Annotated in this window: 21 protein-coding genes; 11 read left to right on the forward strand and 10 right to left on the reverse strand. The window is 72.6% G+C overall.

The window, feature by feature from the left end; translation table 11 throughout:
- Positions 1-8 precede the first annotated feature (8 nt).
- The 3 genes from A4R25_RS06745 to A4R25_RS06755 are packed head-to-tail and all read right to left on the reverse strand — an operon-like array spanning position 9 to position 2,602.
- Positions 9-1,151, reverse strand: coding sequence for an acyl-CoA dehydrogenase family protein (locus tag A4R25_RS06745; RefSeq protein WP_064446004.1), 1,143 nt, complete (start codon positions 1,149-1,151; stop codon positions 9-11).
- Positions 1,148-2,257 (reverse strand): Xaa-Pro peptidase family protein, encoded by a 1,110-nt coding sequence (locus A4R25_RS06750; protein ID WP_064446005.1) that lies wholly within the window; start codon positions 2,255-2,257, stop codon positions 1,148-1,150. Before A4R25_RS06750 ends, A4R25_RS06745 begins: the two co-directional genes overlap by 4 nt.
- A gap of 9 nt (positions 2,258-2,266) precedes the next feature.
- Complete coding sequence (locus A4R25_RS06755) at positions 2,267-2,602, reverse strand: hypothetical protein (RefSeq protein ID WP_231915442.1); 336 nt, start codon at positions 2,600-2,602, stop codon at positions 2,267-2,269.
- 85 nt (positions 2,603-2,687) lie between these two features.
- Between A4R25_RS06755 and A4R25_RS06760 the strand changes: the two genes are divergently transcribed.
- From A4R25_RS06760 to A4R25_RS06800, 9 genes are all read left to right on the forward strand, one after another.
- Complete coding sequence (locus tag A4R25_RS06760; RefSeq protein WP_051611482.1) at positions 2,688-3,068, forward strand: YccF domain-containing protein; 381 nt, start codon at positions 2,688-2,690, stop codon at positions 3,066-3,068.
- Between the two features lie 450 nt (positions 3,069-3,518).
- The gene (locus tag A4R25_RS06765) at positions 3,519-4,241 is read left to right on the forward strand and encodes an FkbM family methyltransferase (protein WP_064446496.1); all 723 of its coding nucleotides are present in this window, start codon (positions 3,519-3,521) and stop codon (positions 4,239-4,241) included.
- Between the two features lie 228 nt (positions 4,242-4,469).
- Positions 4,470-5,471 (forward strand): LacI family DNA-binding transcriptional regulator, encoded by a 1,002-nt coding sequence (locus A4R25_RS06770; RefSeq protein WP_064446008.1) that lies wholly within the window; start codon positions 4,470-4,472, stop codon positions 5,469-5,471.
- A 117-nt stretch (positions 5,472-5,588) separates the two neighbouring features.
- Positions 5,589-7,265, forward strand: a complete 1,677-nt coding sequence (locus A4R25_RS06775) for an ABC transporter substrate-binding protein (RefSeq protein ID WP_064446009.1) — start codon at positions 5,589-5,591, stop codon at positions 7,263-7,265.
- Positions 7,266-7,352: 87 nt separating this feature from the next.
- Positions 7,353-8,459: an ABC transporter ATP-binding protein gene (locus A4R25_RS06780; protein ID WP_064446010.1), complete on the forward strand. Its 1,107-nt coding sequence runs from the start codon at positions 7,353-7,355 to the stop codon at positions 8,457-8,459.
- A complete protein-coding gene (locus tag A4R25_RS06785) occupies positions 8,456-9,433 on the forward strand; it encodes an ABC transporter permease (protein ID WP_043324151.1) in 978 nt (325 codons plus the stop codon). The genes A4R25_RS06780 and A4R25_RS06785 overlap by 4 nt, the downstream gene beginning before the upstream one ends.
- 3 nt (positions 9,434-9,436) lie before the next feature.
- Positions 9,437-10,483, forward strand: a complete 1,047-nt coding sequence (locus A4R25_RS06790; protein WP_064446011.1) for an ABC transporter permease — start codon at positions 9,437-9,439, stop codon at positions 10,481-10,483.
- Complete coding sequence (locus A4R25_RS06795; protein ID WP_043324152.1) at positions 10,480-11,487, forward strand: ABC transporter ATP-binding protein; 1,008 nt, start codon at positions 10,480-10,482, stop codon at positions 11,485-11,487. The genes A4R25_RS06790 and A4R25_RS06795 overlap by 4 nt, the downstream gene beginning before the upstream one ends.
- Before the next feature lie 39 nt (positions 11,488-11,526).
- The gene (locus A4R25_RS06800) at positions 11,527-12,939 is read left to right on the forward strand and encodes a GH1 family beta-glucosidase (protein ID WP_064446012.1); all 1,413 of its coding nucleotides are present in this window, start codon (positions 11,527-11,529) and stop codon (positions 12,937-12,939) included.
- A 23-nt stretch (positions 12,940-12,962) separates the two neighbouring features.
- Here the strand turns inward: A4R25_RS06800 and A4R25_RS06805 are convergent, their stop codons facing one another.
- Complete coding sequence (locus A4R25_RS06805) at positions 12,963-14,207, reverse strand: ROK family transcriptional regulator (protein WP_064446497.1); 1,245 nt, start codon at positions 14,205-14,207, stop codon at positions 12,963-12,965.
- Between the two features lie 146 nt (positions 14,208-14,353).
- Between A4R25_RS06805 and A4R25_RS06810 the strand changes: the two genes are divergently transcribed.
- Both A4R25_RS06810 and sthA read left to right on the forward strand, forming a co-directional pair.
- Positions 14,354-15,721, forward strand: coding sequence for a glycosyl hydrolase family 18 protein (locus tag A4R25_RS06810; RefSeq protein ID WP_064446013.1), 1,368 nt, complete (start codon positions 14,354-14,356; stop codon positions 15,719-15,721).
- Positions 15,722-15,802: 81 nt separating this feature from the next.
- Positions 15,803-17,206 carry a Si-specific NAD(P)(+) transhydrogenase gene (gene sthA, locus A4R25_RS06815; protein WP_043324162.1) on the forward strand — a complete coding sequence of 468 codons (1,404 nt, stop codon included), beginning with the start codon at positions 15,803-15,805 and terminating at the stop codon, positions 17,204-17,206.
- Positions 17,207-17,328: 122 nt separating this feature from the next.
- Here sthA and A4R25_RS06820 read toward each other — a convergent pair whose 3' ends face one another.
- The 6 genes from A4R25_RS06820 to A4R25_RS06845 are packed head-to-tail and all read right to left on the reverse strand — an operon-like array spanning position 17,329 to position 24,544.
- Positions 17,329-19,116: a gamma-glutamyltransferase family protein gene (locus A4R25_RS06820; protein ID WP_064446014.1), complete on the reverse strand. Its 1,788-nt coding sequence runs from the start codon at positions 19,114-19,116 to the stop codon at positions 17,329-17,331.
- 11 nt (positions 19,117-19,127) lie between these two features.
- Complete coding sequence (locus tag A4R25_RS06825; RefSeq protein ID WP_064446015.1) at positions 19,128-20,168, reverse strand: ABC transporter ATP-binding protein; 1,041 nt, start codon at positions 20,166-20,168, stop codon at positions 19,128-19,130.
- Positions 20,165-21,187: an ABC transporter ATP-binding protein gene (locus tag A4R25_RS06830; protein ID WP_064446016.1), complete on the reverse strand. Its 1,023-nt coding sequence runs from the start codon at positions 21,185-21,187 to the stop codon at positions 20,165-20,167. Before A4R25_RS06830 ends, A4R25_RS06825 begins: the two co-directional genes overlap by 4 nt.
- Complete coding sequence (locus A4R25_RS06835) at positions 21,184-22,065, reverse strand: ABC transporter permease (protein ID WP_043324166.1); 882 nt, start codon at positions 22,063-22,065, stop codon at positions 21,184-21,186. The genes A4R25_RS06830 and A4R25_RS06835 overlap by 4 nt, the downstream gene beginning before the upstream one ends.
- On the reverse strand, positions 22,062-23,006 hold the full coding sequence (locus A4R25_RS06840; protein ID WP_030502381.1) for an ABC transporter permease: 945 nt from the start codon (positions 23,004-23,006) through the stop codon (positions 22,062-22,064). Before A4R25_RS06840 ends, A4R25_RS06835 begins: the two co-directional genes overlap by 4 nt.
- Positions 23,006-24,544 carry an ABC transporter substrate-binding protein gene (locus A4R25_RS06845; protein ID WP_043324168.1) on the reverse strand — a complete coding sequence of 513 codons (1,539 nt, stop codon included), beginning with the start codon at positions 24,542-24,544 and terminating at the stop codon, positions 23,006-23,008. Before A4R25_RS06845 ends, A4R25_RS06840 begins: the two co-directional genes overlap by 1 nt.
- Positions 24,545-24,565 lie beyond the last annotated feature (21 nt).

The raw sequence follows: 24,565 nt of genomic DNA on the forward strand, positions 1-24,565 counted from the left end.
GCGACAGGCTAGCCCTTGGCCAGCGCGCGCGAGATCACCAGCCGCTGGATCTGGTTGGTGCCCTCCACGATCTGCAGCACCTTCGCCTCACGCATGTACCGCTCGACCGGGTGGTCGACGACGTACCCGGCGCCGCCGAGCACCTGCACCGCGTCGGTGGTCACCCGCATCGCCACGTCGGTGGCGAACAGCTTCGCCTTCGCCGCCTCGATCGAGTACGGGCGGCCCGCGTCGCGCAGCCGCGCGGCCGCAAGCGTGAGCGCCCGCGCGGCGGAGATCTGGGTGGCCGCGTCGGCCAGGTTGAACCCGAGCCCCTGGAAGTCGATGATCGCGCGGCCGAACTGGCGCCGCTCCCGGGCGTAGCCGACCGCGTAGTCGAGCGCGCCCTGGGCCAGGCCCACCGCGCACGCGGCGATGCCCAGCCGGCCCGAGTCCAGCGCCGACATGGCGATGGTGAACCCGGCGCCCTCGCCGCCGATCAGCCGCTCCGCCGGCACCCGGGCGTCGTCGAACGCGATCTGCGCGATCGGCGAGGCGTGCAGACCCATGGTGCGCTCGGCGGCCTGCGGATGGATGCCCGGCGTGGCCCGGTCGGCCAGCAGGCAGGAGATGCCCTTCGGGCCGGGACCGCCGGTGCGGCAGAAGATGTTGTAGAAGTCGGCGACCCGGGCGTGCGTGATCCACGCCTTGGTGCCGGTGACCACGTACTCGTCGCCGTCGCGCACCGCCCGCGTGGTCAGGGCCGCCGCGTCCGAACCACCCTGCGGCTCGGAGAGACAGTACGCCCCGAGCAGTTCCCCACCGATCATGTCCGGCAGCAGTTTGCGCTGCTCGTCGGTGCCGAACCGGGCCACCGGATAGCAGGACAGCGTGTGCACGCTGACCGCCTCGGCCACTGCCAGCCACCGGCTGGCGAGGATCTCCAGCACCTGCAGGTACACCTCGTACGGCTGGGCGGCGCCGCCGTGCTCCTCGGCGTACGGCAGGCCGAGCAGCCCGGCGCGGCCCAGCGTGCGCAGCACCTCCCGGGGGAACTCGGCGCGGGCCTCGAAACCGGCGGCGGCCGGGGCCAGCTCCCGGTCGGCGAGTTCGGTGGCGAGGTCCAGCAGGTCGTGGGCCTCGTCGGTGGGCAGGATCCGGTCGACGTTCATAGCGCGATGAGCTCCGTGGGGGTGGTGTTGAGCCGTTGCCCGCCGTCCGTCGTGCAGACGACGATGTCCTCGATCCGGGCGCCGTGCCGCCCGGCGAGGTAGATCCCGGGTTCGACCGAGAAAGCCATGCCGGCCTCGAGGGGCCGGGGGTTGCCGGTCACCACGTACGGCTCCTCGTGGCCGTCGAGGCCGATGCCGTGACCGGTGCGGTGCAGGAAGGCGTCGCCGAAATCGGCGGCGGTGATGACGTCGCGGGCGACCGCGTCGAGGGCCTCGGCGGTCACGCCCGGCGCGACGGCGGCCACGGCGGCGCGCTGCGCCTCCCACAACACCGCGTAGTAGTCCACGAACTCGGCCGGGGCCGGGCCACCGGCCACGTACGTGCGGGTGCAGTCGGAGCGGTAGCCCGACGGCATGGTGCCGCCGATGTCGACCACCACCGGCTCGCCGACGCCGATCGGGCGGTCCGAGACACCGTGGTGCGGGCTCGCGCCGTTCGGGCCGGCGGCGACGATGACGAAGTCGACAGTGGCGTGCCCGGCGGCCCGGATCGCGGCGGCCAGGTCGGCGGCGACCTCCCGCTCGGTGCGGCCGGGACGCAGCCACTCGGCCATCCGCCGGTGCACCGCGTCGATCGCGGCGCCCGCCTCGGCCAGCGCGGCCACCTCGGCCGGCGACTTGCGGATCCGCATCTCGCGCAGCACCTCGGAGGCGAGCCGCTGCGCCGCGCCGGGCAGCACGTCGCGCAGCGCGAGGACCTGCTGCGCCCACATCCGGTCGGCCAGCCCCACCGCGCGGACCGGGCCGGGCAGCGCCGCGCGCACCAGCGGCCACGGGTCGGCGCCGTCGGCGTGGTCGACGATCCGGTACCCGGTGCCCGGCGCGGCCTCGGCGTCCGGCCGCTCCAGCACCGGCACGATCAGCGTCGGCTCACCCTCGGCGGGCAGCACCAGGCAGGTCAGCCGCTCCCCCTCGCGGGCGTCATAGCCGGTCAGGTAGCGCAGGTCCGAGCCCGGGGTGAGCAGCAGCGCATCCAGGCCCGCCGCTGCGGCGGCGCGCTGGGCCTCGGCGAGTCGCCCGGCCGGGTACAGATCGTCGGTTCCCACAACCGAAGCTTAACGGTCGTTTGGGCCAGCGCGGGAGTCCGGTTGATGCTCGCACACACCCGCCATCCGGTCCGCCTCGACCTTCGTCATCCCGGATGCCTGCAACAACTCCCCCACCACGATCAGCAACTGTGACGCCACGATCGTCCCGGAGAAGCCGAGGCCCGCCGCCCGGGCCCGGCCGGCCTGCTCGGCGGCCTCCCGCGCCCGGGCCCGCGCGATGTCCGGCAGGCGACCGGCCAGGAAGTCGCGGTGCAGCAGCGCCACGATGAAGTACCGGCGCAGCCGCTCGTACGACTCCCGGAACTCCCGGCGCGCCGCCGGAGCGACAGGGGTCACAGGCACGACGGCTCGGGCTCGATCACGCCCTCCTCTACCCGCCGCTCGCGCCGGTATGCGCGCGCTTGCGGGCACGAGCGACCATGGAGTGGTGATCCGCTTTCTGCTGAACCTGCTGTGGCTCGTCTTCGGCGGCGGCTTCGTCCTGGCCCTCGGCTACGGCGTCGCCGCCCTGGTCTGCTTCGTCCTGGTCGTCACCATCCCCTTCGGTGTCGCCTCACTGCGCCTCGCCTCGTATTCGCTGTGGCCGTTCGGCCGCACCATCGTGCGCAAGCCGGGCGCCGGGCTTCCCTCCGGCCTGGCCAACGTGCTCTGGGTAGTGCTGGCAGGCTGGTGGCTGGCCCTGTCGCACATCCTCGCCGGCGTCGCGCTCTGCGTGACGATCATCGGTATCCCGTTCGGCGTGGCGAACTTCAAGCTGGTCCCGGCGGCGCTGTGGCCGCTCGGCCAGGAGGTCGTCGAGAACCCGTAACCCCTCCTCGCCACGCGGGTCCACCCGCCACTGGAACGCCATGGGTGTCTCCGGCCCTGTTTGACACCCATGGCGTTCCACTCCACGACGGTTACGCGGCGAGTTGACGTTCGCACCCGAGGACGACCGCCACGATCTCGGCAACCGAGATCGGCGTCCCGCGCCACGGGACGGCTTGGAGATCTTGGTACGCAGTCGCCCCTCCGAGGGCCATCTCGTACCAAGATCTCGCAGGTAACGAACGCGAGCGCCGAAGGCGCGCCGCAGCGGCCAGCTCCCCGTTCGCGGTGAGCGGCCGGCCTCACCATCCCTACAGCATCCTAGGAGGATGGGGTGTTGGCGGGCGCTGGCCGCCGGAAGGATGCGAATGCGGCTCGCATCAACGCCTCGCTGGCTAGCGTCGGGAGGGTGCGGGACGGGGTGATCGAGACACTGAAGGCGGACCCGGCGATGTCGGGACTGCGCCGGTCGCTGGACTTCTACCACGGCGACCCGGCGCGCGACGCCGCGCTCGACCGGTTCTACGCCCCGCTCGTCCGCGCCGGTGACCTGGTCTTCGACGTCGGCGCGCACGTGGGCGACCGGTTGGGCAGCTTCCGCCGGCTCGGCGCGACGGTGGTGGCGGTCGAGCCGCAGCCGCTGTGCGCGCGGGCGCTGCGCGAGCTGTACGCGGGCGACGAACAGGTGACTGTGGTCGAGGCGGCGTGCGGGCGTACCGCCGGGCCGGTGCGACTGCACGTGAACTCGGCCAACCCGACGGTCTCCACCGCCTCCCCCGGGTTCGTCCGCGCCGCCGACGGCGCGCCCGGCTGGGCGGGCGAGACCTGGGACGCGCAGATCGTGGTGCCCGGCACCACGCTCGACGCGCTGATGGCCGCGTACGGCGTGCCGGCGTTCGTGAAGATCGACGTGGAGGGCTTCGAGGACGCCGTGCTGGCCGGGCTGAGCCGGCCGGTCCCGGCGCTGTCGTTCGAGTTCACCACCATCGCCCGGGTGGCGGCGGCACGCTGCCTGGACCGGCTCACCGCGCTGGGGTTCACCCGCTTCACCGTGGCGATCGGTGACGAGACGACGTTCGCGCTGCCGGGCTGGCGGCCGGCCGCCGAGGTGGCCGCGTACCTGGGGACGCTGCCGGACGAGGCCAACTCCGGCGACGTGTACGCCCGCCCCTGAACCTCCACTTCGGACCGGCGACGGACGGGCCGGAAGGCATCGACCCTGCTCATCGCGCGGATCGGCGCAGACGCAGCCCGGGCGCTTTTTTCACGGCTCGAACTTAGCTATACATCGTTACCCATCTGTGATTGACGTGACCCGCGCCACTTGGGTTGACTGCCACGGAACCGCTTCCGCAACCGGTTCCGGAACATCCCGCTCATCCCTTCGACCCGGGAGCGCCACGTGCCGATCACGATCGCCGACGTCGCCGCCCGCGCCGGGGTGAGCAAGACGACGGTGTCCCGGGTCCTGAACGGCAAGGGCGAGGTGCACCTGCGCACCGCCGACCGGGTGCGTGCCGTGATCAGCGACCTCGGGTACGTGCCGAGCGCCCGCGCGGTCGGGCTGGCCCGGGGGCGTACCCGGGTGGTCGGCATGCTGGTGCCGGCGCTGACCTGGCCCTGGATGGGCGAGGTGCTCCAGGGCGCGGCCGACGTGGTCGAGGCCGCCGGCTACGGCATGCTGCTGTTCACCTGCACCCACGGCGACGAGTCGATGCGCCGCTTCGCCTCCCAGGTGTCGGCCAAGTCGTTCGACGGGCTGCTCGTGGTCGAACCAGAGGGGACGCTGGACTACATCACCGAGCTGCACCGGCGCGGCCTGCCGGTCATCCTCATCGACGACCGGGGACACCAACCCGGCTTCCCGTCCGTGCGCACCACGAACGAAGCGGGGGCGCGGGCCGCCGCGACGCACCTGCTGGCGCTCGGACGGCGGCGGCCGCTCGTCGTCACCGGCCTGCGCCGGTTCGGCTGCACCCGGGAACGGCTCGCCGGGTTCGCCGGCGCGTACGCCGAAGCCGGCCTGGCGATCGACCCGGGCCGGGTGGTCGAGGGTGACTTCACGTTCGAGTGCGGGCGCGCGGCGGTGCGGCGGCTGCTCGCCGACGGCGTACCCTTCGACGCCGTCTTCGCCCACAACGACCTGTCGGCCGCCGGCGCGCTGCAGGCGCTGCGCGACGCCGGGCGGCGCGTCCCGCAGGACGTCGCGGTGGTCGGCTTCGACGACCTGCCGCTGGCCGGGCACACCCACCCGCCGCTGAGCTCCGTGCGCCAACCGCTGCGGGAGATGGGTACGGCCGCCGCCCGGCTGCTCATCGCCCACCTCGCCGGCACCCCGCTGCCGGAGGGCCCGACCGTCATCCCCACCGGCTTCACCACCCGCGACTCGACCGGCGTCACCTGACCCACCCCGCCGTACCCGGCGACCACGCCGGCGGGCCCGCCCGCCGGTGGCTCCACCGCACACCCTCCATCCACCACATCCCGCCCGAGGAATGCGGGACCACCGAGGGAGACCTCCATGAGAAGACGGCAACTCCTCGCCCTCGCGCTGGCCGGCGCGATGGTCACCACCGCCGCCGCGTGCGGCGACAGCCCGAACGCGAACAAGAAGAGCGGCCAGGCCGCGACGGTGCTGAGCGTCGGCATGCCCAGCGGCCCGCAGGCCGAGAACAACAACCCGTTCCTCACCACCTCGGCCGCCGCCTCGCTGGGCTACCGGTGGCAGATCTACGAGCCGCTGATGATGTGGAACCCGGTGAAGCCGGCCGAGCCGTTCAAGCCGTGGCTGGCCACCAAGGCCGAGTGGTCGTCGGACTACAAGTCGGTGAAGGTGACCATCCGCGAGAACGCGACCTGGTCGGACGGGCAGAAGGTCACCGCCGAGGACGTCGCGTTCACCTACAACCTGGTGAAGAAGTTCCCCGCCATCAACGACCAGGGCGTGCCGTACACCGACGCCGTCGCCAGCGGCAACGAGGTCACCATCTCGATGGCCAGCCCGCAGTTCGTCAACCAGCAGAAGGTGCTGTGGCGGGTGCCGATCGTGCCCAAGCACCTGTGGGAGAAGATCGCCGACCCGGCCAGCGACCCGGTGAAGCAGCCGGTCGGCAGCGGCCCGTACACGCTCAAGTCGTTCACCCCGGCGAGCATGACGCTGGCGGTACGCGAGAGCGGCTACTGGCAGGACCTGCCGAAGGTGAAGGAGCTGCGGTACACGTCGTACACCGACAACAGCGCGCAGACCACCGCGCTGGCCAACGGCGAGGCGGAGTGGAGCTTCGTCTTCATCCCGAACTACCAGACCGTGTTCGTGGCCAAGGACCAGAAGAACCACAAGATGTGGGCGCCTCCGGTGCTCGGCATCCACGGTCTCTACCTGAACACCACGAAGAAGCCGTTCGACGACCCGACGCTGCGCAAGGCCATGAACATGGTGATCGACCGGGCGGACATCTTCACCACCGCCGAGGCCGGCTACTTCCACCCCGAGGTCAAGAGCGTGACCGGCCTGCCCAGCCCGGCCGGTGACTCGTTCATCGCGCCCGAGTACAAGGGCCAGGAGCACAAGGTCGACGTCGAGGGCGCCAAGGCGCTGCTCACCGGCGCCGGCTACAAGCTGGACGGCAACACGCTGAAGGACCGCAGCGGCAAGGCCGTCACGATCCGGCTGACCGACCCGGCCGGCTGGTCGGACTACCAGACCAGCCTGGAGATCGTGAAGGGCAACCTGGCGAAGATCGGCATCGCGGCGACCATCGACAAGGCCAACCAGGACGCCTGGTTCCGCAACGTCGAGCAGGGCAACTTCGAGGCCACGTTCCGGTGGACCGAGAGCGGCGCCACGCCGTACGACATCTACCGGACCATCATGGACGGCCGCGTGCTCAAGCCGATCGGCACCGCCTCCCCGGCGGGCAACTTCGGCCGGTTCGACAGCAAGGAGGCCACCGACGCGCTGGTGTCGTACGCCAACGCCACCGACGACGCCACCCGCGCCACCGCGCTGGCGACCCTGCAGAAGATCTTCGTCGAGCAGATGCCGATGATCCCGGTCGGCGCGGACAACATCGGCGGCGCGTACAGCACGAAGAACTGGGTCGGCTGGCCGGACGACTCGAACCCGTACGGCGCTCTCCAGCCCACCCAGCCCAACGCGGTGGACGTGGTGCTGCACCTCAAGCCGGCCAACGGCTGACCCGGCGCCGCCGGCCCGGCCACGATCGCCCGGCCGGGCCGGCGGCGCCCGCCCCTCGCTACCGGCAACCCCAGACAGGAATTCGGCATGACGTTGACCGAGAGCGCACCGGCGCCGGCCGACGAGGTGGTGCTGGAGGCCGTCGGCCTGACCAAGCACTTCCCCGTCCGCCGGCGGCTGCGTGACCTTCTCTCCCGGACCCCGGCGGTGGTGCACGCCGTCGACGACGTATCGATCGAGTTGCGCCGTGGCCGGGTGACCGCGCTGGTCGGCGAGTCCGGCTCCGGCAAGTCCACAGTCGCCCGGCTGCTGGCCCAGCTCTACCCGCGCACCGGCGGCGACATCCGGCTGCACGGCCGCTCGACCCGGGTACGCGGCGGACGCCGGTTCCGGGCGTACGTGCGGCGGGTGCAGCTGATCCTGCAGGACCCGTTCGCCTCGCTGAACCCGGTGCACACGGTCCGTTACCACCTGACCCGGTCGCTGCGCATCCACGGCAACGCCGGTACCGGGCCGGACGGGCTGGACAAGGCGCTGGCCGACCTGCTGACCCGGGTCAGCCTGACCCCGCCGGAGCGCTACCTCGACGCGTTCCCGCACGAGCTGTCCGGCGGGCAGCGCCAGCGCGTCGCGATCGCGCGGGCGCTCGGCGCGGACCCGGAGGTGCTGCTCGCCGACGAGCCGGTGTCGATGCTCGACGTGTCGATCCGCCTGGGCGTGCTCAACCTGCTGCAGGACCTCAAGGACCGGCTCGACCTGGCGATCCTCTACATCACCCACGACATCGCCTCGGCCCGCTACTTCGCCGACGAGACGATCGTCATGTACGCCGGACGGATGGTCGAGGGCGGCGACAGCGAGACCGTCACCCAGCGCCCGGCCCACCCGTACACCCGGTTGCTGATCGAATCGGCGCCGGACCCGGAACGGATCACCGGCGCGGGCGGCGACGGCGCGGCGGCGGGCGAGCGGGGCCACGGCGAGCCGCCGAGCCTGATCCGCCCGCCGGCCGGCTGCCGGTTCCACCCGCGCTGCCCGGCGGCCATGCCGCGCTGCGCCACCGACCTGCCGCCGCCGATACCGGTCGACGACGCGCCCGGGCACTGGGCCGCGTGCTGGCTGTTCGACGCCGAGACCGTCACGGCGGAGAAGGCGGAGAACGCGGAGCAGGCCGGAACGGAGACGGCCCGGTGAGGTTCCTGCTGCAACGGGTGGCCTTCTACCTGTTCACCGCCTGGGCGGCGATCACGCTGAACTTCTTCATCCCGCGTATGGTGCCGGGCGACCCGGTCCAGTCACTGATCTCCCGCAACCAGGGCCGGATCAGCGCCGACGCGATCGCGTCGCTGCGGGTGCTGTTCGGGCTGGACTCCGACCGCTCGCTGTGGGAGCAGTACGTCGCCTACTGGGGACAGCTGCTGCGCGGCGACCTGGGACTGTCGTTCACGTTCTTCCCCGCGCCGGTGTCGGAGGTGATCGGCAGCAGCCTGCCGTGGACGGTGGGCCTGGTCGGCGTCACCACGATCGTCAGCTTCCTGCTCGGCACCGCGCTCGGCGTCGGCGCGGGCTGGCGGCGCGGCTCCTGGATCGACGGACTGCTGCCGGCCACCACGTTCCTGTCCTCGATCCCGTACTTCTGGCTGGGCCTGGTCGCGATCGCGTTGTTCGCCGGGCCCGGCAGCTTCTTCCCGTCCTCCGGCGGCTACGAGCCGGGCCTGGTGCCGGCGTTCGACGCGTACTTCATCCCGAGCGCGATCCAGCACAGCATCCTGCCCGCGGCGACCATCCTGGTGTCGTCGATGAGCGGCTGGATCCTCAGCATGCGCAACATGATGGTGACTGTCGCCAGCGAGGACTACATCACCGTGGCGCACGCCAAGGGGCTCTCCGAGCGCCGGGTGGCGCTCAGCTACGCCGCCCGCAACGCGCTGCTGCCGAACGTGTCCGGGTTCGCGTTGTCGCTCGGTTTCATCGTCGGCGGCACGCTGCTCGTGGAGATCGTCTTCTCGTACCCGGGTCTGGGGTTCCAGCTCTTCCAGGCCGTCGGGTCGAAGGACTACCCGCTCATGCAGGGCATCTTCCTGATCATCACGATCTCGGTGCTGGTGGCGAACCTGCTCGCCGACGTGGCGTACCTGCTCCTCGACCCGCGGACCCGAAAGAGCTGAGCGATGACACTCTCCCCGTCCAGCATCGAGCAGGTCATCCCCGGCCAGGGCGCGATGGCGCAGCCCTCGGCCCGGGCCCGCCGCCGCCGGTTCCGCTTCGTCGCCAACGGCAAGGCCGCGACCGGCCTCGCCGTCCTCGGGGTGTACGTGCTCCTGGCGGTGATCGGACCGTGGATCGCGCCGTACGACCCGGACGCGCGCAGCGCCGACGTGCTGCAGGCCCCCTCGGCCCGGCACTGGTTCGGCACCACCCACCTCGGGCAGGACATCTTCAGCCAGATCCTGGTCGGCGCGCGCAGCGTGATGGTGGTGGGCCTGACCGCCGGCGTGCTCGCCACGATCCTGTCCATCCTGATCGGCGTGACCGCCGGTTACCTGGGCGGCGCGGCCGACGAGGGCCTGTCGGCGGTGTCGAACGTGTTCCTGGTGATCCCGGCGCTGCCGCTGATCATCATCGTCACGTCCCTTGTCGACCAGGCCAGCGACACGCTCGTGGCGCTCATCATCGGCCTCACGTCGTGGGCCTGGGGCGCCCGGGTGCTGCGCGCCCAGACGCTGTCGTTACGCCGCCGCGACTACGTCGAGGCGGCGCGGGCCACCGGCGAGCGGACCTGGCGGATCATCGGCTTCGAGATCCTGCCCAACCTGACCGCGATCATCGCCTCCGGCTTCGTCGGCACCGTCATCTTCGCGGTCATGTCGGAGATCACCCTGGCGTTCATCGGCGTCTCGTCGGTCTCGTCGTGGAACTGGGGCACGATCCTGTTCTGGGCGCAGGGACAGCAGGCCCTCGCGCAGGGCGCCTGGTGGTGGTTCGTGCCGGCCGGGCTGGCCATCGCGCTGCTCGGCACCGCGCTCGCGCTGATCAACTTCGGCATCGACGAGTTCGTCAGCCCCCGGCTGCGCACCGGCGGCCGGACCCGGATCCGGACCGCCGACGGCCGGACCGTCGCGATGCGCGTCGGGTTCACCCCGGTGCTCGCGCCGAACCCGGCGCCGGTCCCGATGCGGCGGCCGGCGGACCCCACCCGAGAGGACGCGACCTCATGAGCGACCAGGTGCTCCAGATCCGCGGGCTGTGCGTCGACTACGGCGTCGGCGCGGACGCGGTCCGCGCGGTCCGCGACGTCGACCTGACACTGCACCGCGGCGAGGTGCTCGGGCTGGCCGGGGAGAGCGGCAGCGGCAAGTCCACGCTCGCGTACGGGCTGACCCGGCTGCTGCCCCCGCCCGGCGTGGTCAGCGGCGGCCAGGTCATCTACCACCCGGCCGACGGCCCGCCGGTCGACGTGCTCACGCTCAGCCCGGCGAAGCTGCGCGAGTTCCGCTGGGCGGAGACGTCGATCGTGTTCCAGGGCGCGATGAACTCGCTGAACCCGGTGCACAAGGTCTCCACCCAACTGCTCGACGTGATCCGGGCACACGAGCCGAAGAGCACGGCGGCGAGCCGGCTGGCCCGGGCGAAGGAGCTGCTGCGCCTGGTCGGGATCTCCGCCGACCGGCTGGACAGCTACCCGCACCAGCTCTCCGGCGGCATGCGGCAACGCGTCATGATCGCCATGGCGCTGGCTCTGGAGCCGCAGGTGGTCATCATGGACGAGCCGACCACGGCGCTGGACGTGGTGATGCAACGGCAGATCCTCGGCCAGCTCGCCGAGCTGCGCGAACGCCTCGGCTTCGCGGTCCTGTTCATCACCCACGACCTGTCGCTGCTGGTCGAGTTCTCCGACCGGATCGCGATCATGTACGGCGGCCGGATCGTCGAGGAGGCGCCCGCCGCCCGGCTGTACGCCGAGCCGCTGCACCCGTACACCGAGGGGTTGCTGCACTCGTTCCCGGCGCTGCACGGTCCGCGCCGGGAGCTGACCGGCATCCCCGGCTCCCCGCCGGACCTGCGCGCCATGCCGTCCGGCTGCGCGTTCCACCCCCGCTGCCCGAAGGCGTTCGACGGGTGCGACGAGCAGGTGCCGGTGCTCGGCGCGCCGTACGTCGACGACCCGGCGCGGGCCGTCGCGTGCCGGCTGCACCCGGCCGTCGCGCCCCTGTCCCGCTGACCCGCCCGACACCACCACCCGCTACCCGCGAGGAGAGCCATGGACACCGACCTCACCCGCCCGTCGTCAGTCGCCGGCGCGGACCCGATCGACACGCTGCCGCCGACCTTCCGGTGGGGGGTGGCGACGTCGTCGTACCAGATCGAGGGCGCGGTGGCCTCCGACGGCCGTACGCCGTCCATCTGGGACACGTTCTGCCGTGTGCCGGGCGCGGTGGCGAACGGCGACAACGGCGACGTGGCGTGCGACCACTACCACCGGATGCCGCAGGACGTCGCGCTCATCGTCGACCTGGGGCTGGACACGTACCGGTTCTCGGTGGCCTGGCCGCGGGTGCAGCCGGGCGGGCGCGGCCCGGCGAACGTGGCCGGGCTGGCCTTCTACGACCGGCTGGTGGACGAGCTGCTCGGCCGCGACGTCGAGCCGTGGGTGACGCTGTACCACTGGGACCTGCCGCAGGAGCTGGAGGACGCGGGCGGCTGGCCGAACCGGGACACCGCGTACCGGTTCGCCGACTACGCCGAGCTGGTCTTCGCCGCGCTCGGCGACCGGGTCCGCACCTGGACCACGCTCAACGAGCCGTGGTGCTCGGCGATGCTCGGGTACGCCTACGGCGACCATGCCCCCGGCCGGCGGAACCTTGGTGACGGCATCGCCGCGGCGCACCACCTGCTGCTCGGGCACGGGCTGGCGACGCGGCGGCTGCGCGAGGCGGCCACGGCGCCGATCGAGCTGGGCCTCACGCTGAACCTGGCCACCGCCGACCCGGCGACCGACAGCGCCGCCGACCGGGACGCGGCGCGGGCCGCCGACGGGCTGGGCAACCGGCTCTACCTGGACCCGGTGCTGCGCGGGGAGTACCCGCAGGACGTGATCGCGGACCTGGCCGCCGAGGGCGTGCGGATTCCGGTGGAGGACGGCGACCTGGACGTCATCGCCACCCCGATCGACGTGCTCGGCGTGAACTTCTACTTCGGGCAGCTGCACTCCGGCGTGGACGAGCAGGGCCGCGACCGCGACGACGACGGCAAGCCGGTACGCCGGGTGGTCCGGCGTGACCTGCCACGTACCGCGATGGACTGGGAGATCGTGCCGGAATCCTTCACCGACCTGCTGGTGCGCCTGCACCGCGACTACCCGGGCACGCCCATGGTGATCACCGAGAACGGCGCGGCGTTCGACGACGAGCCGGACGCAGACGGGTTCGTCGCCGACGACGACCGGGTCGGCTACCTCGCCGAGCACCTGCGGGCGGTGGCCCGGGCCCGGGCGGCCGGGGCCGACGTGCGCGGCTACTTCGCCTGGTCGCTGCTGGACAACTTCGAGTGGGCGTACGGATACGACAAGCGGTTCGGCATCGTCCGGGTCGACTACGACACGCAGCGCCGCATCCCCAAGCGCAGCGCGCTGTGGTACCGGGACACCGTGCGGCGGGTACGCGGCCGGCGCTGACGCCGGCGTGGGGGCCGGGCCGGTCAGTGACGGCGGGCCGGCCCCCACGCCGGGGACGGGCGGGCGGCCGGGTCGCGGGGCACGCCGCCGTCGCGCAGCAGCCGGGTCATCGGCAGGGTGGCCGCGCCCATCGCGACCGCGTCCGGTCCGAGCCGGCACAGCTCGATCGAGGTCTGCGCGTACGGCTGGCGCAGCGCGTGCCGCGCGGTGGCCTCGCGGATCGCGGGCAGGTGCCGCTCGCCCAGGGCCAGCCCGGCCCAGCCGCCGAGCACCACCCGCTCCGGGTTGAACAGGTTCACCAGGTTCGCCACCCCGGCGCCCAGGTAGCCGACCGTCTCGTCGATCACCTTCGCGGCGGTGCCGCTGGTGGAGCGCAGCAGCTCACCGAAGGCGGTCTCCTCGTCCGCGCCCGGCGCCGGGCGGCCCCGGTTGGCCTGGCGGAACCGGTCCAGCACCGCCTCCGCGCCGACGTACGCCTCCAGGCAGCCGAGGTTGCCGCAGCGGCAGCGGCGGCCCCCGTACACGATGGTGGTGTGGCCCCACTCCCCGGCGCTGCTGTGCGCGCCGCGGTAGCCGACGCCGTCGGCGACCACGCTCGCGCCGACGCCGGAGCCGACCAGCGCGACCACCGCGTGCCGGACGCCGCGGCCGGCGCCGAACCACATCTCGGCCTGGCCGAGCGTCTTCGCGCCGTTGTCCACGTGCACCGGTACGTCGCTGCCGGCGCGCAGCATCGCGCCGAGCGGGACGCCGTCCCAGCCGAGTGTCTGGGCGTGCACCACGGCGTCGGCGGTGCGCTCGACCGTGCCGGCGACGGCGACGCCGAAGCCGAGCACCGCGGCCGGGTCGACGCCCGCCTGCTCGGTGACCGCGGCGAGGCCGTGCCGCAGGTGGGCGGCGACCCGCTCGGGGTCGGGCCCGGTCGCGGCGATCGGGTACTCGGCCTTGGCCAGCGCGGTCATGCTCAGGTCGAACAGCTCGACCTGGACGCGGGTTTCGCCGACGTCGGCGCCGACCAGGTAGCCGTAGCCGGGGGCGACGCGCAGCAGCACGCGGGGACGGCCGCCGTCGGACTCGACCGAGCCGGCCTCCTCGACCAGGCCCTCGTTGATCATCTCGCCGACCAGGTTGCTGACGCTGGCCAGGCTGAGCGCCGTGGACTGACCCAGCTCGTGCCGGCTGAGCGGGCCGTCCAGCCAGATCCGGGTCAGCAGCACCGACCGGTTGGCCCGGCGCATGTCGCGCACCGTGGTGCGTCTGGCGTCCACGTCCGCCGCCGTCCCTTCCCGGCCGCCCACGGCGACCTGCGTTCGTCTGCGTTCACGCCGTGAACCAAGCGGTGACAGCGTACTGCGCATTTACACTTAACAAAGTTAACTGATAACCTCCGGCGCATCGATGAGGAGGTATGTCAATGCGACTCGGACGCGGGATGACCGCACTGCTCGGTGGCGTCGCGCTGCTCGCCGCCACCGCCGCCGCCCTGCCCGCCACCGCCGCCACCACGACCGGCGCCGTCGGCGCGCTCGTCGCGTGTGACGCGCCGGCCTGGGCCGAGGGCGTCACCTGGACCGCCGGCAGCCGGGCGACCTACGGCGGCCGGCTGTACCAGGCGCTCGTCACGCACACCCCGCCGGCCGGCGCGGGCTGGAACCCGGCCGCCGTGCCGGCGCTCTGGACCGACCTCGGCGCCTGCACCGGCGGCACGCCGTCGCCGAGCCCCACCACCCGCCCGCCGTCGCCCACGCCCTCCGCCTCCCCTTCCCCGAGTGCTTCTCCCACGCGGACGCCGACCGCCTCCCCGACCCCGACGACGCCCGGTGGTGACACCTGCGCGCTGCGGTCCCGGCCGACCGGGAAGGTGCTGCAGGGCTACTGGGAGAACTGGGACGGCGCCGCCAACGGTGTGCACCCCGGCCTCGGCTGGATCCCGATCACCGACTCCCGGATCACCGGCCACGGCTACAACGTGGTGACCGCCGCGTTCCCGGTCATCCGCGCCGACGGCACCGTGCTCTGGGAGGACGGCATGGACGCCGGCGTCAAGGTGCCCACCCCCGCCCAGGTGTGCCAGGCCAAGGCCGCCGGACTCACCGTGCTGCTGTCCATCGGCGGCGCCACCGCCGGCATCGACCTCAGCTCCAGCGCCGTCGCCGACCGGTTCGTCGCCACCGTCGTGCCGATCCTCAAGCGGCACAACTTCGACGGCATCGACATCGACATCGAGACCGGCCTCACCGGCAGCGGGAACATCAACCAGCTCTCCCCCTCGCAGGCCAACCTGATCCGGATCATCGACGGGGTGCTGGCCCAGATGCCCGCCGGGTTCGGGCTCACCATGGCGCCGGAGACCGCGTACGTCACCGGAGGCAGCGTCACCTACGGCTCGATCTGGGGCGCGTACCTGCCGATCGTCAAGAAGTACGCCGACAACGGGCGGCTCTGGTGGCTCAACATGCAGTACTACAACGGCTCGATGTACGGCTGCGCCGGTGACTCGTACCCGGCCGGCACCGTCGCCGGTTTCGTCGCGCAGACCAACTGCCTCGACGCCGGCCTGGTTATCCAGGGCACCACCATCCGCGTACCGCTGGACCGGCAGGTCCCCGGCCTGCCCGCGCAGGTCGGCGCCGGCGGCGGCTACATGAGCCCGGCGCTGGTGGCCCAGGCGTGGAACACCTACCAGGGCCGGCTGAAGGGCCTGATGACCTGGTCGGTGAACTGGGACGGGTCGAAGGGCTGGACGTTCGGCGACAACGTCCGCTCCCTGCAGGGCCGCTGACCCGGCAGGGCTCCGCGTTCCACCCCCGGCGCGGAGCCCTGCCGCTGGCGCGGGTTGCGAGACCCTGCGAGGCTGGCGCTCGTGTATGACTACGACCTGCTGGTGCTGGGCTCCGGACCGAGTGGACAGAAGGCGGCGATCGCCGCTGCCAAGCTGGGCCGCCGCGTCGCCATCGTCGATCGCCGCGACATGCTCGGCGGAGTGTGCATCAACACCGGCACCGTGCCCTCGAAGACGCTGCGCGAGGCGGTCCTCTACCTGACCGGGCTGAGCCAGCGCGACCTCTACGGCAGCAGCTACCGGGTCAAGGAGGACATCACCGTCGCCGACCTGGCCGCCCGCACCCAGCACGTGATCACCCGGCAGACCGACGTGATCCGCGACCAGCTGGCCCGCAACAAGGTCGCGCTGATCACCGGCACCGGCCGGTTCGCCGACGCCCACTCCGTCTGGGTGGACGCCGGCTCCGGCCGGGAGACCCGGATCAGCTTCGACAAGGCGGTCGTCGCCGCCGGCACCCGCCCGGCCCGACCGGACAGCGTCGACTTCGACGACCGGACCATCGTCGACTCCGACGGCGTCATCAACCTGCAGGCCGTCCCGCGCAGCATGGTCGTGGTCGGCGCCGGGGTGATCGGGATGGAGTACGCCTCGCTGTTCGCCGCGCTCGGCACCAAGGTGACGGTGGTCGAGCGCCGCCCGCGGATGCTCGACTTCTGCGACGAGGAGATCGTCGAGTCGCTGAAGTACCACCTGCGGGACCTGTCGGTGACCTTCCGCTTCGGCGAGGAGGTGGCCGCCGTGGAGAAGCACCGCACCGCAGCGCTCTGCGTCCTGCGCAGCGGCAAGAAGATCGTCGCGGACACGGTGATGTACTCGGCCGGGCGGCAGGGACAGACCGACGACCTCGCGCTGGACGCGGCCGGGCTCACCGCGGATCACCGCGGCCGGATCGCGGTCGACGCGAACTACCGCACCGCCGTCGACAACATCTACGCGGTGGGCGACGTGATCGGCTTCCCCGCGCTGGCGTCCACGTCGATGGAGCAGGGCCGGCTGGCCGCCCAGCACGCCTGCGGCGAACCGGCCCGCGGCATGTCCGACCTGCAGCCGATCGGCATCTACACCATCCCGGAGATCAGCTTCGTCGGGAAGACCGAGGAGGAGCTGACCGAGGCGTCCACTCCGTTCGAGGTGGGCATCGCCCGCTACCGGGAACTGGCCCGGGGGCAGATCGTCGGCGACTCGTACGGGATGCTGAAACTGCTCGTCTCACCGGAGGACGGGCGGCTGCTCGGGGTGCACGTGTTCGGCACCGGCGCCACCGAGATCGTCCACATCGGGCAGGCGGTGATGGGCTGCGGCGGCACCGTCGACTACCTGCTGGACGCGGTGTTCAACTACCCGACCCTCGCCGAGGCGTACAAGGTGGCCGCCCTGGACGCCGCCAACAAGATCCGCAACATAACCCGGATCAACGACTGACCCCTGCTGCCCCGCCCTCGCCTTGTTGATCTTGCACTTGCTGCCCCGGGAGCGCCCGTTATGACCGCTGTGCCCGGGCCGCAAGTGCAAGATCGACGAGGGAGGGAGGGGCGCGGGAGGGGTCAGCGGCCTACGGCGTAGCCCTGGGCGCCTCGGGGGTTCGCCGCTGCGGACAGGACTCCGGTGCGGGGGTCGCGGGTGACCGCGCACATGCGGCCCAGGCTCCACGGGTCGGACAGGCGGACGGTGTGGCCCCTCGCGCGCAGGCCGGCCAGCACATCCGCGTCGATCCGGTCCTCCAGCACCAGCACGCCGGGCTCGACGCCGCGCGGGTAGAACGACGCCGGGAAGCTCGTGGTGTGCCACGTGGGGGCGTCGATCGCCTCCTGCAGGTCCTGCCCGCCGGCCAGGTGCCGCAGCAGGAACAGCAGCTGCCACTGGTCCTGCTGGTCGCCGCCCGGCGTGCCGCACGCCATCACCGGTTCGCCGTCGCGCAGCACGAGCGTCGGGCTGAGCGTGGTACGCGGACGCCGCCCCGGCCGCAGCGTGGACGCGAGCCCCTCCTCCAGCCAGCACATCTGCAACCTGCTACCGAGCGGGAAACCCAGTTCCGGGATCGTGGGTGAGCTCTGCAGCCAGCCGCCGCTTGGCGTGGCGGAAATGATGTTGCCCCACCGGTCCACCACGTCGACGTGGCAGGTGTCGCCGCGGGTCACGCCGTCGGCGCGTACCGTGGGTTCGCCGGTGCTCGGGTCCTGCGGGACGGCCCGGCCGGCGGCGTGGGTGTGCAGGTGCGACGGCAGCCGGGGCGGGCTGCCCGCCGGGCTGCCGGGACGCAGCGTCGTGTCGGCGCGGTCGCCGACCAGCGCGGCGCGGGAGCGCGCGTAGTCGGCCGACAGCAGCGCGGAGCCCGGCACGTCGGTGTCGCCGTACCACGCCTCCCGGTCGGCGAACGCGAGCTTCAGCGCCTCGGCCTGCGCGTGGATGCCGTCCAAGCTGGACGGATCGTAGACCGCCGGGTCGTCGAGCGCGTCCAGGACGGCCAGGGTCTGCAGCAGCACCGGGCCCTGCCCCCAGAAGTCGGTCTTGGCGATCGTGTGCCCGCGCCAGTCCAGCGTGACCGGCGCCTCCCAGGTGGCCGAGAACCCGGCCAGGTCGTCGCCGGTGACCAGCCCGGCGTGTGCGCGCCCGCTGGAGTCGCGGAACGGCAGCCGGCTGAAACGGTCGATCGCCTCGGCGACGAAACCCTCCCGCCAGGCGCGCCGGGCCGCCTCGATCTGCGCCTCCCGGTCCGCACCGGCGGCCCGTCCGGCGTGGACGAGGCGGCGCAGCGTGTCCGCGTACGCCGGGTTGGTGATCATCTCCCCCGGCGCGGGTGGGCGGCCGTCGCGCAGCCAGAGCCGCGCGGAGGTCGGCCAGTGGTCGGTGAACAGCGACCGGACCCGCGCGACTGTCTGCCCGGCCGCGCCGACCAGCGGGTGACCGGCGGCGGCGTAGCCGATCGCCGGTTCCAGCACCTCGGCGAGCGTGCGGGTGCCGTGGTCGCGCAGCAACAGCAGCCACGCGTCGACAGCGCCGGGCACCACGGCGGCGAGCGGGCCGGCGCCGGGCACAAGGTCCAGGCCCAGCGACCGGAAGTGCGCGACGGTGGCGGCGGCCGGGGCCGGACCTTGGCCGCACAGCACCCGCGGCGCCGGGTCGGCGGCGGTGGCGAGGATCGCCGGCACCTCGCCGGCCGGGCCGTTGAGGTGCGGCTCCACGACGTGCAGCACGAACCCGGCCGCGACGGCGGCGTCGAACGCGTTGCCGCCGCGCTCCAGCACGCCCATCGCGGACTGGCTGGCCAGCCAGTGCGTGGACGAGACCATGCCGAACGTGCCGCGCAACGTCGGCCGGGTGGTGAACGTCATCGGCGGTGAGCCTACGCCGTGCCGGCGACGTCGGCGCGGTCCGTCGCGCCGCCCTCCTCCCCCGGGCTGCCGTCGCGCTCGCCGTCTAGCGGGAACAGGCACGCGGCCTCGTGGCCCGGACCCACCTCGGCCAGCGCCGGATCGGTCTCGGCGCACGCGGGGCGGGCCTGGGGGCATCGGGTACGGAAGCGGCAGCCGCTCGGCGGGTCCACCGGGCTGGGGATGTCGCCGGTGAGCACGATGCGGCGGCGCTGCCGCTCGACCCGGGGATCGGCCACCGGCACCGCCGACAACAACGCCGCCGTGTAGGGGTGCGCCGGGCGTCGGTAGATCCGCTCCGGTGGGCCGGTCTCCACGATGCGGCCCAGGTACATGACCGCGATCCGGTCGCTCATGTGCTCCACGGCGGCCAGGTCGTGCGCGATGAACAGGTAGGTCAGCCCGAGGTCGCGTTGCAGGCGGCGCAGCAGGTTCATGATCTGCGCCTGGACGCTCAGGTCCAGCGAGGCGATCGGCTCGTCCAGGACGATCAGATCCGGCTCGCCGGCCAGCGCCCGCGCCACGCCGACGCGCTGGCGCTGGCCGCCGGACAGCTCGTGCGGATGCCGGCCGGCCGTGTCGGCGCGCAGGCCGACCAGGTCCAGCAGTTCGGCCACCCGCTCCCGCCGGGCGGTGCGGGACGTGGCGAGCCGGTGCACGACAAGGGGTTCGGCGATGCTGTCGCCGACGGTGCGGCGCGGGTCCAGCGACGCCTGCGGGTCCTGGAACACCATCGCCACGTGGCGGCGCGTCGCCCGCAGGCGGCGCCGGGACCAGCGGGTCACGTCCGCGCCCGCCACCCGGACCCGCCCGGCACTCGGGTCGACCAGCCGCAGCAGCGCCAGCCCGGCGGTGGACTTGCCGCTGCCCGACTCGCCGACCAGCCCGAGCGTCTCGCCCCGGTGTACGGCGAGCGTGACGCCGTCCACGGCGCGGACCGTTCCGGCCGGGGTCGGGAAGTGCACGGCGAGGTCGTCCAGCTCGGCGATCACGTCGGGGGTGTCGTCGCTCATCCGGCCTCTCCACTGTAGAAGGTGCGGACCGTGTGCCCGTCGCCGACCGGCGTCAGCGGCGGCAGCTCGTGCTCGCAGCGCGGGTCCGCGCGGACCGGGCAGCGCGGCCAGAACGCGCAGCCGGCCGGCAGGTCCAGCGGGCTCGGCGGCGCGCCGGGGATGGCCACCAGGTCCTCGCCGCGCCGGGACGGGTCGGGCCGGGCCGCCAGCAGCGCCCGGGTGTACGGGTGGGTGGGCGTGTCGAACACCGCGTCGACCGGGCCCTGCTCGACGATGCGTCCCCCGTACATGACCGCGACGGTGTCGGCGATGCCGGCGACCACGCCCAGGTCGTGGGTGACCCAGACGACTGCGGTGCCCAGCCGCGCCTGGAGGTCGGCGACCAGCTCGATGATCTGCGCCTGGGTGGTGACGTCCAGCGCGGTGGTCGGCTCGTCGGCGATCAGCAGGTCCGGCTCGCACGCCAGCGCCATGGCGATGGCGACGCGCTGGCGCATGCCGCCGGAGAACTGGTGCGGGTACGCGTCGACGCGCCGCGCGGCCGACGGGATGCCGACCAGCTCCAGCAGTTCCACCGCCCGGTCGCGGGCGGCGCGGCGGGTCAGCCCGAGGTGTTCCTCGGCCGCCTCGGTGACCTGCCGGCCCACCGGCAGCACCGGGTTGAGCGAGGTCATCGGGTCCTGGAAGACGAACCCGACGTGCCGGCCGCGCAGCCTGCGGCGGCGGTCGTCGGGCAGCGCGGTCAGCTCGTGGTCGAGCAGCCGCACCCGGCCGGTGACCGTGGCGGCGCGCGGGGCCAGGCCGGTGGCCGCGAGCAGGGTCATGCTCTTGCCGCTGCCGGACTCGCCGACCAGGGCGAACGTCTCCCCCTGCCGTACCTGCCAGGACACGCCGGCCACGGCGCGGGCCGGGCCGCGGCGGGTGCCGATCGTGACGGTGAGGTCGTCCACGGACAGCACCGTCGAGTCGGTCCTGGGGCGCTGGCGCTGGCTCGGCATGCGTTCGGTGCGCTCGCTCATGGGGTGCTCCGGCGGGCCTCGGCGAGGGTGAGCTGGCGCGGGTCGAGCACGTCCCGCAGCGCGTCGCCGACCAGGTTGAACGCCAGCACGGTGAGGAAGATCGCCGCGCCCGGGAACACGCCCAGCCACCAGGCGTCGGTGACGAAGCCGCGCCCGTCGAACAGCATCCGGCCCCAGGCCGGTGCGGGCGGCTGGATGCCGAGGCCGAGGAAGGACAACGCGGCCTCGGAGAGGATCGCGAACGCCAGCGACAGCGACGTCTGCACGATCAGCGGCGCGGCGATGTTCGGCAGCACGTGGCGGCGCATGATGCGCAGGTCGGACGCGCCGATGGACACGGCGGCCCGGACGAACACCTGCTCGCGTACGGACAGCACGCCGGCGCGGGTGATCCGGGCGAAGATGGGTGTGTAGACCACGCCGATGGCGACCATGGCGGTGAGCAGGCCGGGGCCGAGCACCGCCACGATGGCAACCGCCAGCAGCAGCACCGGGAACGCGAACAGCACGTCCATGCAGCGCATGAGGATGCTGTCCAGCCAGCCCCGGTAGTAGCCGGCGAGCAGCCCGAGCGTCACGCCCGCTACCAGCGCGATGCCGACGCTGACCGCGCCGACCTGCAGTGACACGCGGGCGGCGACGAGCACCCGGCTGAGCACGTCGCGGCCCAGCTCGTCGGTGCCGAACGGGTGCGCGCCGCTGGGCGGGCGCAGCATCTGGTCCACGTCGACGTCGTTGACGCCGGCCGGGGCCAGCCACGGGCCGGCCACGCCGACCACGACCAGCAGGACGAGCACGATGGTGCCGCCGACGGCGAGCGGGTCGCGGCGCAGCGCGTCCAGGACGCGGCGTCCGGTGCTCTCGGTCGTGGCGCTCACTTGACCGTGATCCTCGGGTCGAGGCGGGCGTAGAGGATGTCCACCAGCAGGTTTACCAGCAGGAACAGGGCGGCCACCAGCAGCACCGCGCCCTGCAGGACGGGATAGTCGCGGGCCTGCACGGCGTCGAAGGTGAGCCGGCCGATGCCCGGCCAGGCGAACAGCACTTCGATGACGATGACGCCGCCGAGCAGGCTCGCCAGTTGCACGGCGACCACAGTCACCACCGGGATCAGCGCGTTGCGCAGCACGTGCCGCACGATCACCACCCGGTTGCGCAGCCCTTTCGCCTCGGCGGTCCGCACGTAGTCGGCGGAGAGCACCTCCAGCACCGAGGAGCGGATGAACCGGGTGAGGATGGAGGCGGTGACCAGGCCGACGGTGACCGCCGGCAGCGCCACGTGGGTGGCCCACCGGCCGGGGTCCTCGGTCAGCGCCACGTAACCCGACGGTGGCAGCCAGCCGAGCACCCCGGCGAACAGCAGGATGCCCATGATGCCCATCCAGAAGTCCGGCACCGAGACGCCGAACTGGCTGAACACGCGGGCGGCGTGGTCCACGGCGGAGCCGCTGCGTACCGCCGCGACGATGCCCAGCGGGAACGCCACCAGCAGCGCGAACAGCACCGCGGTGACGGCCAGGGACAGCGTGGCGGGCAGCCGTTCCAGCACGATCTGGCTCACCGGCTGGCCGGTGCGGAAGCTGACCCCCAGGTCACCGGTGAGCGCGTGCCCGAGGTAGCTGGCGTACTGCACCGGCAGCGGCTGGTCGAGGCCGGCCCGTTCCCGCAACGCGTCGTACGTCTCCTGGTCGAACCGGGTGCCGAGCGCCACCCGGACCGGGTCGCCCGGCACGAGTTGCAGCAGCAGGAACACCACAAGGGTCACGCCGATCAGCACGACCGCCGACTGGAGTGCCCGCCGCAGGACGAAGCGGGCCATCACTTGGCCAGGGCGACCGACCGGAACCGGATCGCCCGGTCGGTGCGCACCTCGTAGCCGGAGACCTTCTTCGACCAGCCCTGCACCACGTCCGGGTTGTAGAGGTAGAGGTAGCTGGCGTCGTCGACGATCTGCTTCGCCGCCTGCTCGTACGCCTGCTTGCGGGCGCCCTGGTCGGTCTGGGTGCGCGCGTCGTCCAGCAGCTTGTCCACCGCCGGGTTCTTGTACTTGTGGAAGTTGAACGTGCCGCCGCTGTGGTGCTGGGCGTAGTAGAACTCGTCCGGGTCGATGTTGCCGAGCCAGCCCAGCATGAACCCGTCGAAGTTGCCCTTGGCCTGCTCGTCGAGCCACTGGGCGAAGTCCAGCGTACGGATCTTCACGGTGATGCCGACGTCCTTGAGCTGGGCGGCGATGACCTGGGCGGCGCTGACCGTCTCCGGGTACTCGCTGGTGACCATCAGGTCCATGGTCAGGTTGCTCACGCCCGCCTGGCCGAGCATCTGCTTGGCCTTGCCCGGGTCGTGGCTGTAGGGCGCGTAGTCGTAGTAGAACGCGCTGTCCTTCGGGATGGCGGTCTGGTTCACGGTGGCCAGGCCGAACTTCGCCGCCTTGGTGATCGCCTCCCGGTCCAGGGCGTACCCGATGGCGCGCCGCACCTCGGGGTTGTCGAACGGCTTGCGGGCCTCGTTGAGCGCCACGTACCAGTAGTCGGTGGAGGCCGCCGACTTCACCACCGGGTCGTCGCCGTCCTGCAGCGACTTGACCTGCTGCGGCGGCAGGTTGTCGGTCCACTGCACCTGGCCGCTGCGCAGGTTCTGCAGCGCCACGGTGGGGTCCTTGACGAAGGTGAACGTGACGCCGTCGAGCTTCGGCTTCTCACCCCAGTAGGCGTCGTTGCGCACCAGCTTGATGCTGTCGCCGGAGGTGTAGCCGGCCACCGTGAACGGGCCGCTGCCCACCGGCGCGGTCTTCACCTTGCCGGACTCCACGTTGGACTTCTCCACGATCGCGACGCCCTTGAACCCACCGAGGTTGGCGAGCAGGTTCGGCGTGGGCGCGCTGAGCGTCACCACCACCGTCGCGGGGTCGGGCCCGGTGACCGACTTGACGGTGGCGAACTTGTACGCGTTGTTCAGCTTCTCCTTGATGATCCGCTCGAAGGAGTAGACGACGTCCTCGGAGGTCAGCGGCGACCCGTCGGAGAACTTCACGCCCTCGCGCAGCGTGAACGTCCAGGTGAGCTGGTCGTCGCTGGTGGTCCACTTGGTCGCCAGCGACGGCACCATCTTCAGGTCGGCGTCCGGCTCGACGAGCGTGTCGTAGACGTTCTCCAGCACCTGGAAGCTGTAGTAGGCCGAGGTCTTGTGCGGGTCGAGCTGGTCGGGTTCGCCGCCGATCGCGGCGTTGAGGATTCCGCCTTCGCCGCCGGCGTTCCCCCCGCCGCCGACGTCGACCGCCTCGCCGCCGGTGCATCCGGACAGGACGCCGACGGTGAGGATGAGTGCGGCGCCGAACGCGCCGAGCTTGTTCCTGGACACAGGCCCCCCTTGCCACTTCCC

Origin of the sequence: Micromonospora sp. NBRC 110037 (genome assembly GCF_001652995.1) — a bacterium.
GTDB classification, from domain to species: Bacteria; Actinomycetota; Actinomycetes; order Mycobacteriales; family Micromonosporaceae; genus Micromonospora; species Micromonospora chalcea.

Bases quoted from the DNA above. Each gene is read 5' to 3' on its own strand.
- A4R25_RS06800 (WP_064446012.1), top strand. From the start codon at position 11,527: ATGGACACCGACCTCACCCGCCCGTCGTCAGTCGCCGGCGCGGACCCG.
- A4R25_RS06840 (WP_030502381.1), bottom strand. From the start codon at position 23,006: ATGGCCCGCTTCGTCCTGCGGCGGGCACTCCAGTCGGCGGTCGTGCTG.
- A4R25_RS06825 (WP_064446015.1), bottom strand. From the start codon at position 20,168: ATGAGCGACGACACCCCCGACGTGATCGCCGAGCTGGACGACCTCGCC.
- A4R25_RS06775 (WP_064446009.1), top strand. From the start codon at position 5,589: ATGAGAAGACGGCAACTCCTCGCCCTCGCGCTGGCCGGCGCGATGGTC.
- A4R25_RS06780 (WP_064446010.1), top strand. From the start codon at position 7,353: ATGACGTTGACCGAGAGCGCACCGGCGCCGGCCGACGAGGTGGTGCTG.
- A4R25_RS06745 (WP_064446004.1), bottom strand. From the start codon at position 1,151: ATGAACGTCGACCGGATCCTGCCCACCGACGAGGCCCACGACCTGCTG.
- A4R25_RS06765 (WP_064446496.1), top strand. From the start codon at position 3,519: ATGTCGGGACTGCGCCGGTCGCTGGACTTCTACCACGGCGACCCGGCG.
- A4R25_RS06795 (WP_043324152.1), top strand. From the start codon at position 10,480: ATGAGCGACCAGGTGCTCCAGATCCGCGGGCTGTGCGTCGACTACGGC.
- A4R25_RS06830 (WP_064446016.1), bottom strand. From the start codon at position 21,187: ATGAGCGAGCGCACCGAACGCATGCCGAGCCAGCGCCAGCGCCCCAGG.
- A4R25_RS06790 (WP_064446011.1), top strand. From the start codon at position 9,437: ATGACACTCTCCCCGTCCAGCATCGAGCAGGTCATCCCCGGCCAGGGC.
- A4R25_RS06810 (WP_064446013.1), top strand. From the start codon at position 14,354: ATGCGACTCGGACGCGGGATGACCGCACTGCTCGGTGGCGTCGCGCTG.
- A4R25_RS06820 (WP_064446014.1), bottom strand. From the start codon at position 19,116: ATGACGTTCACCACCCGGCCGACGTTGCGCGGCACGTTCGGCATGGTC.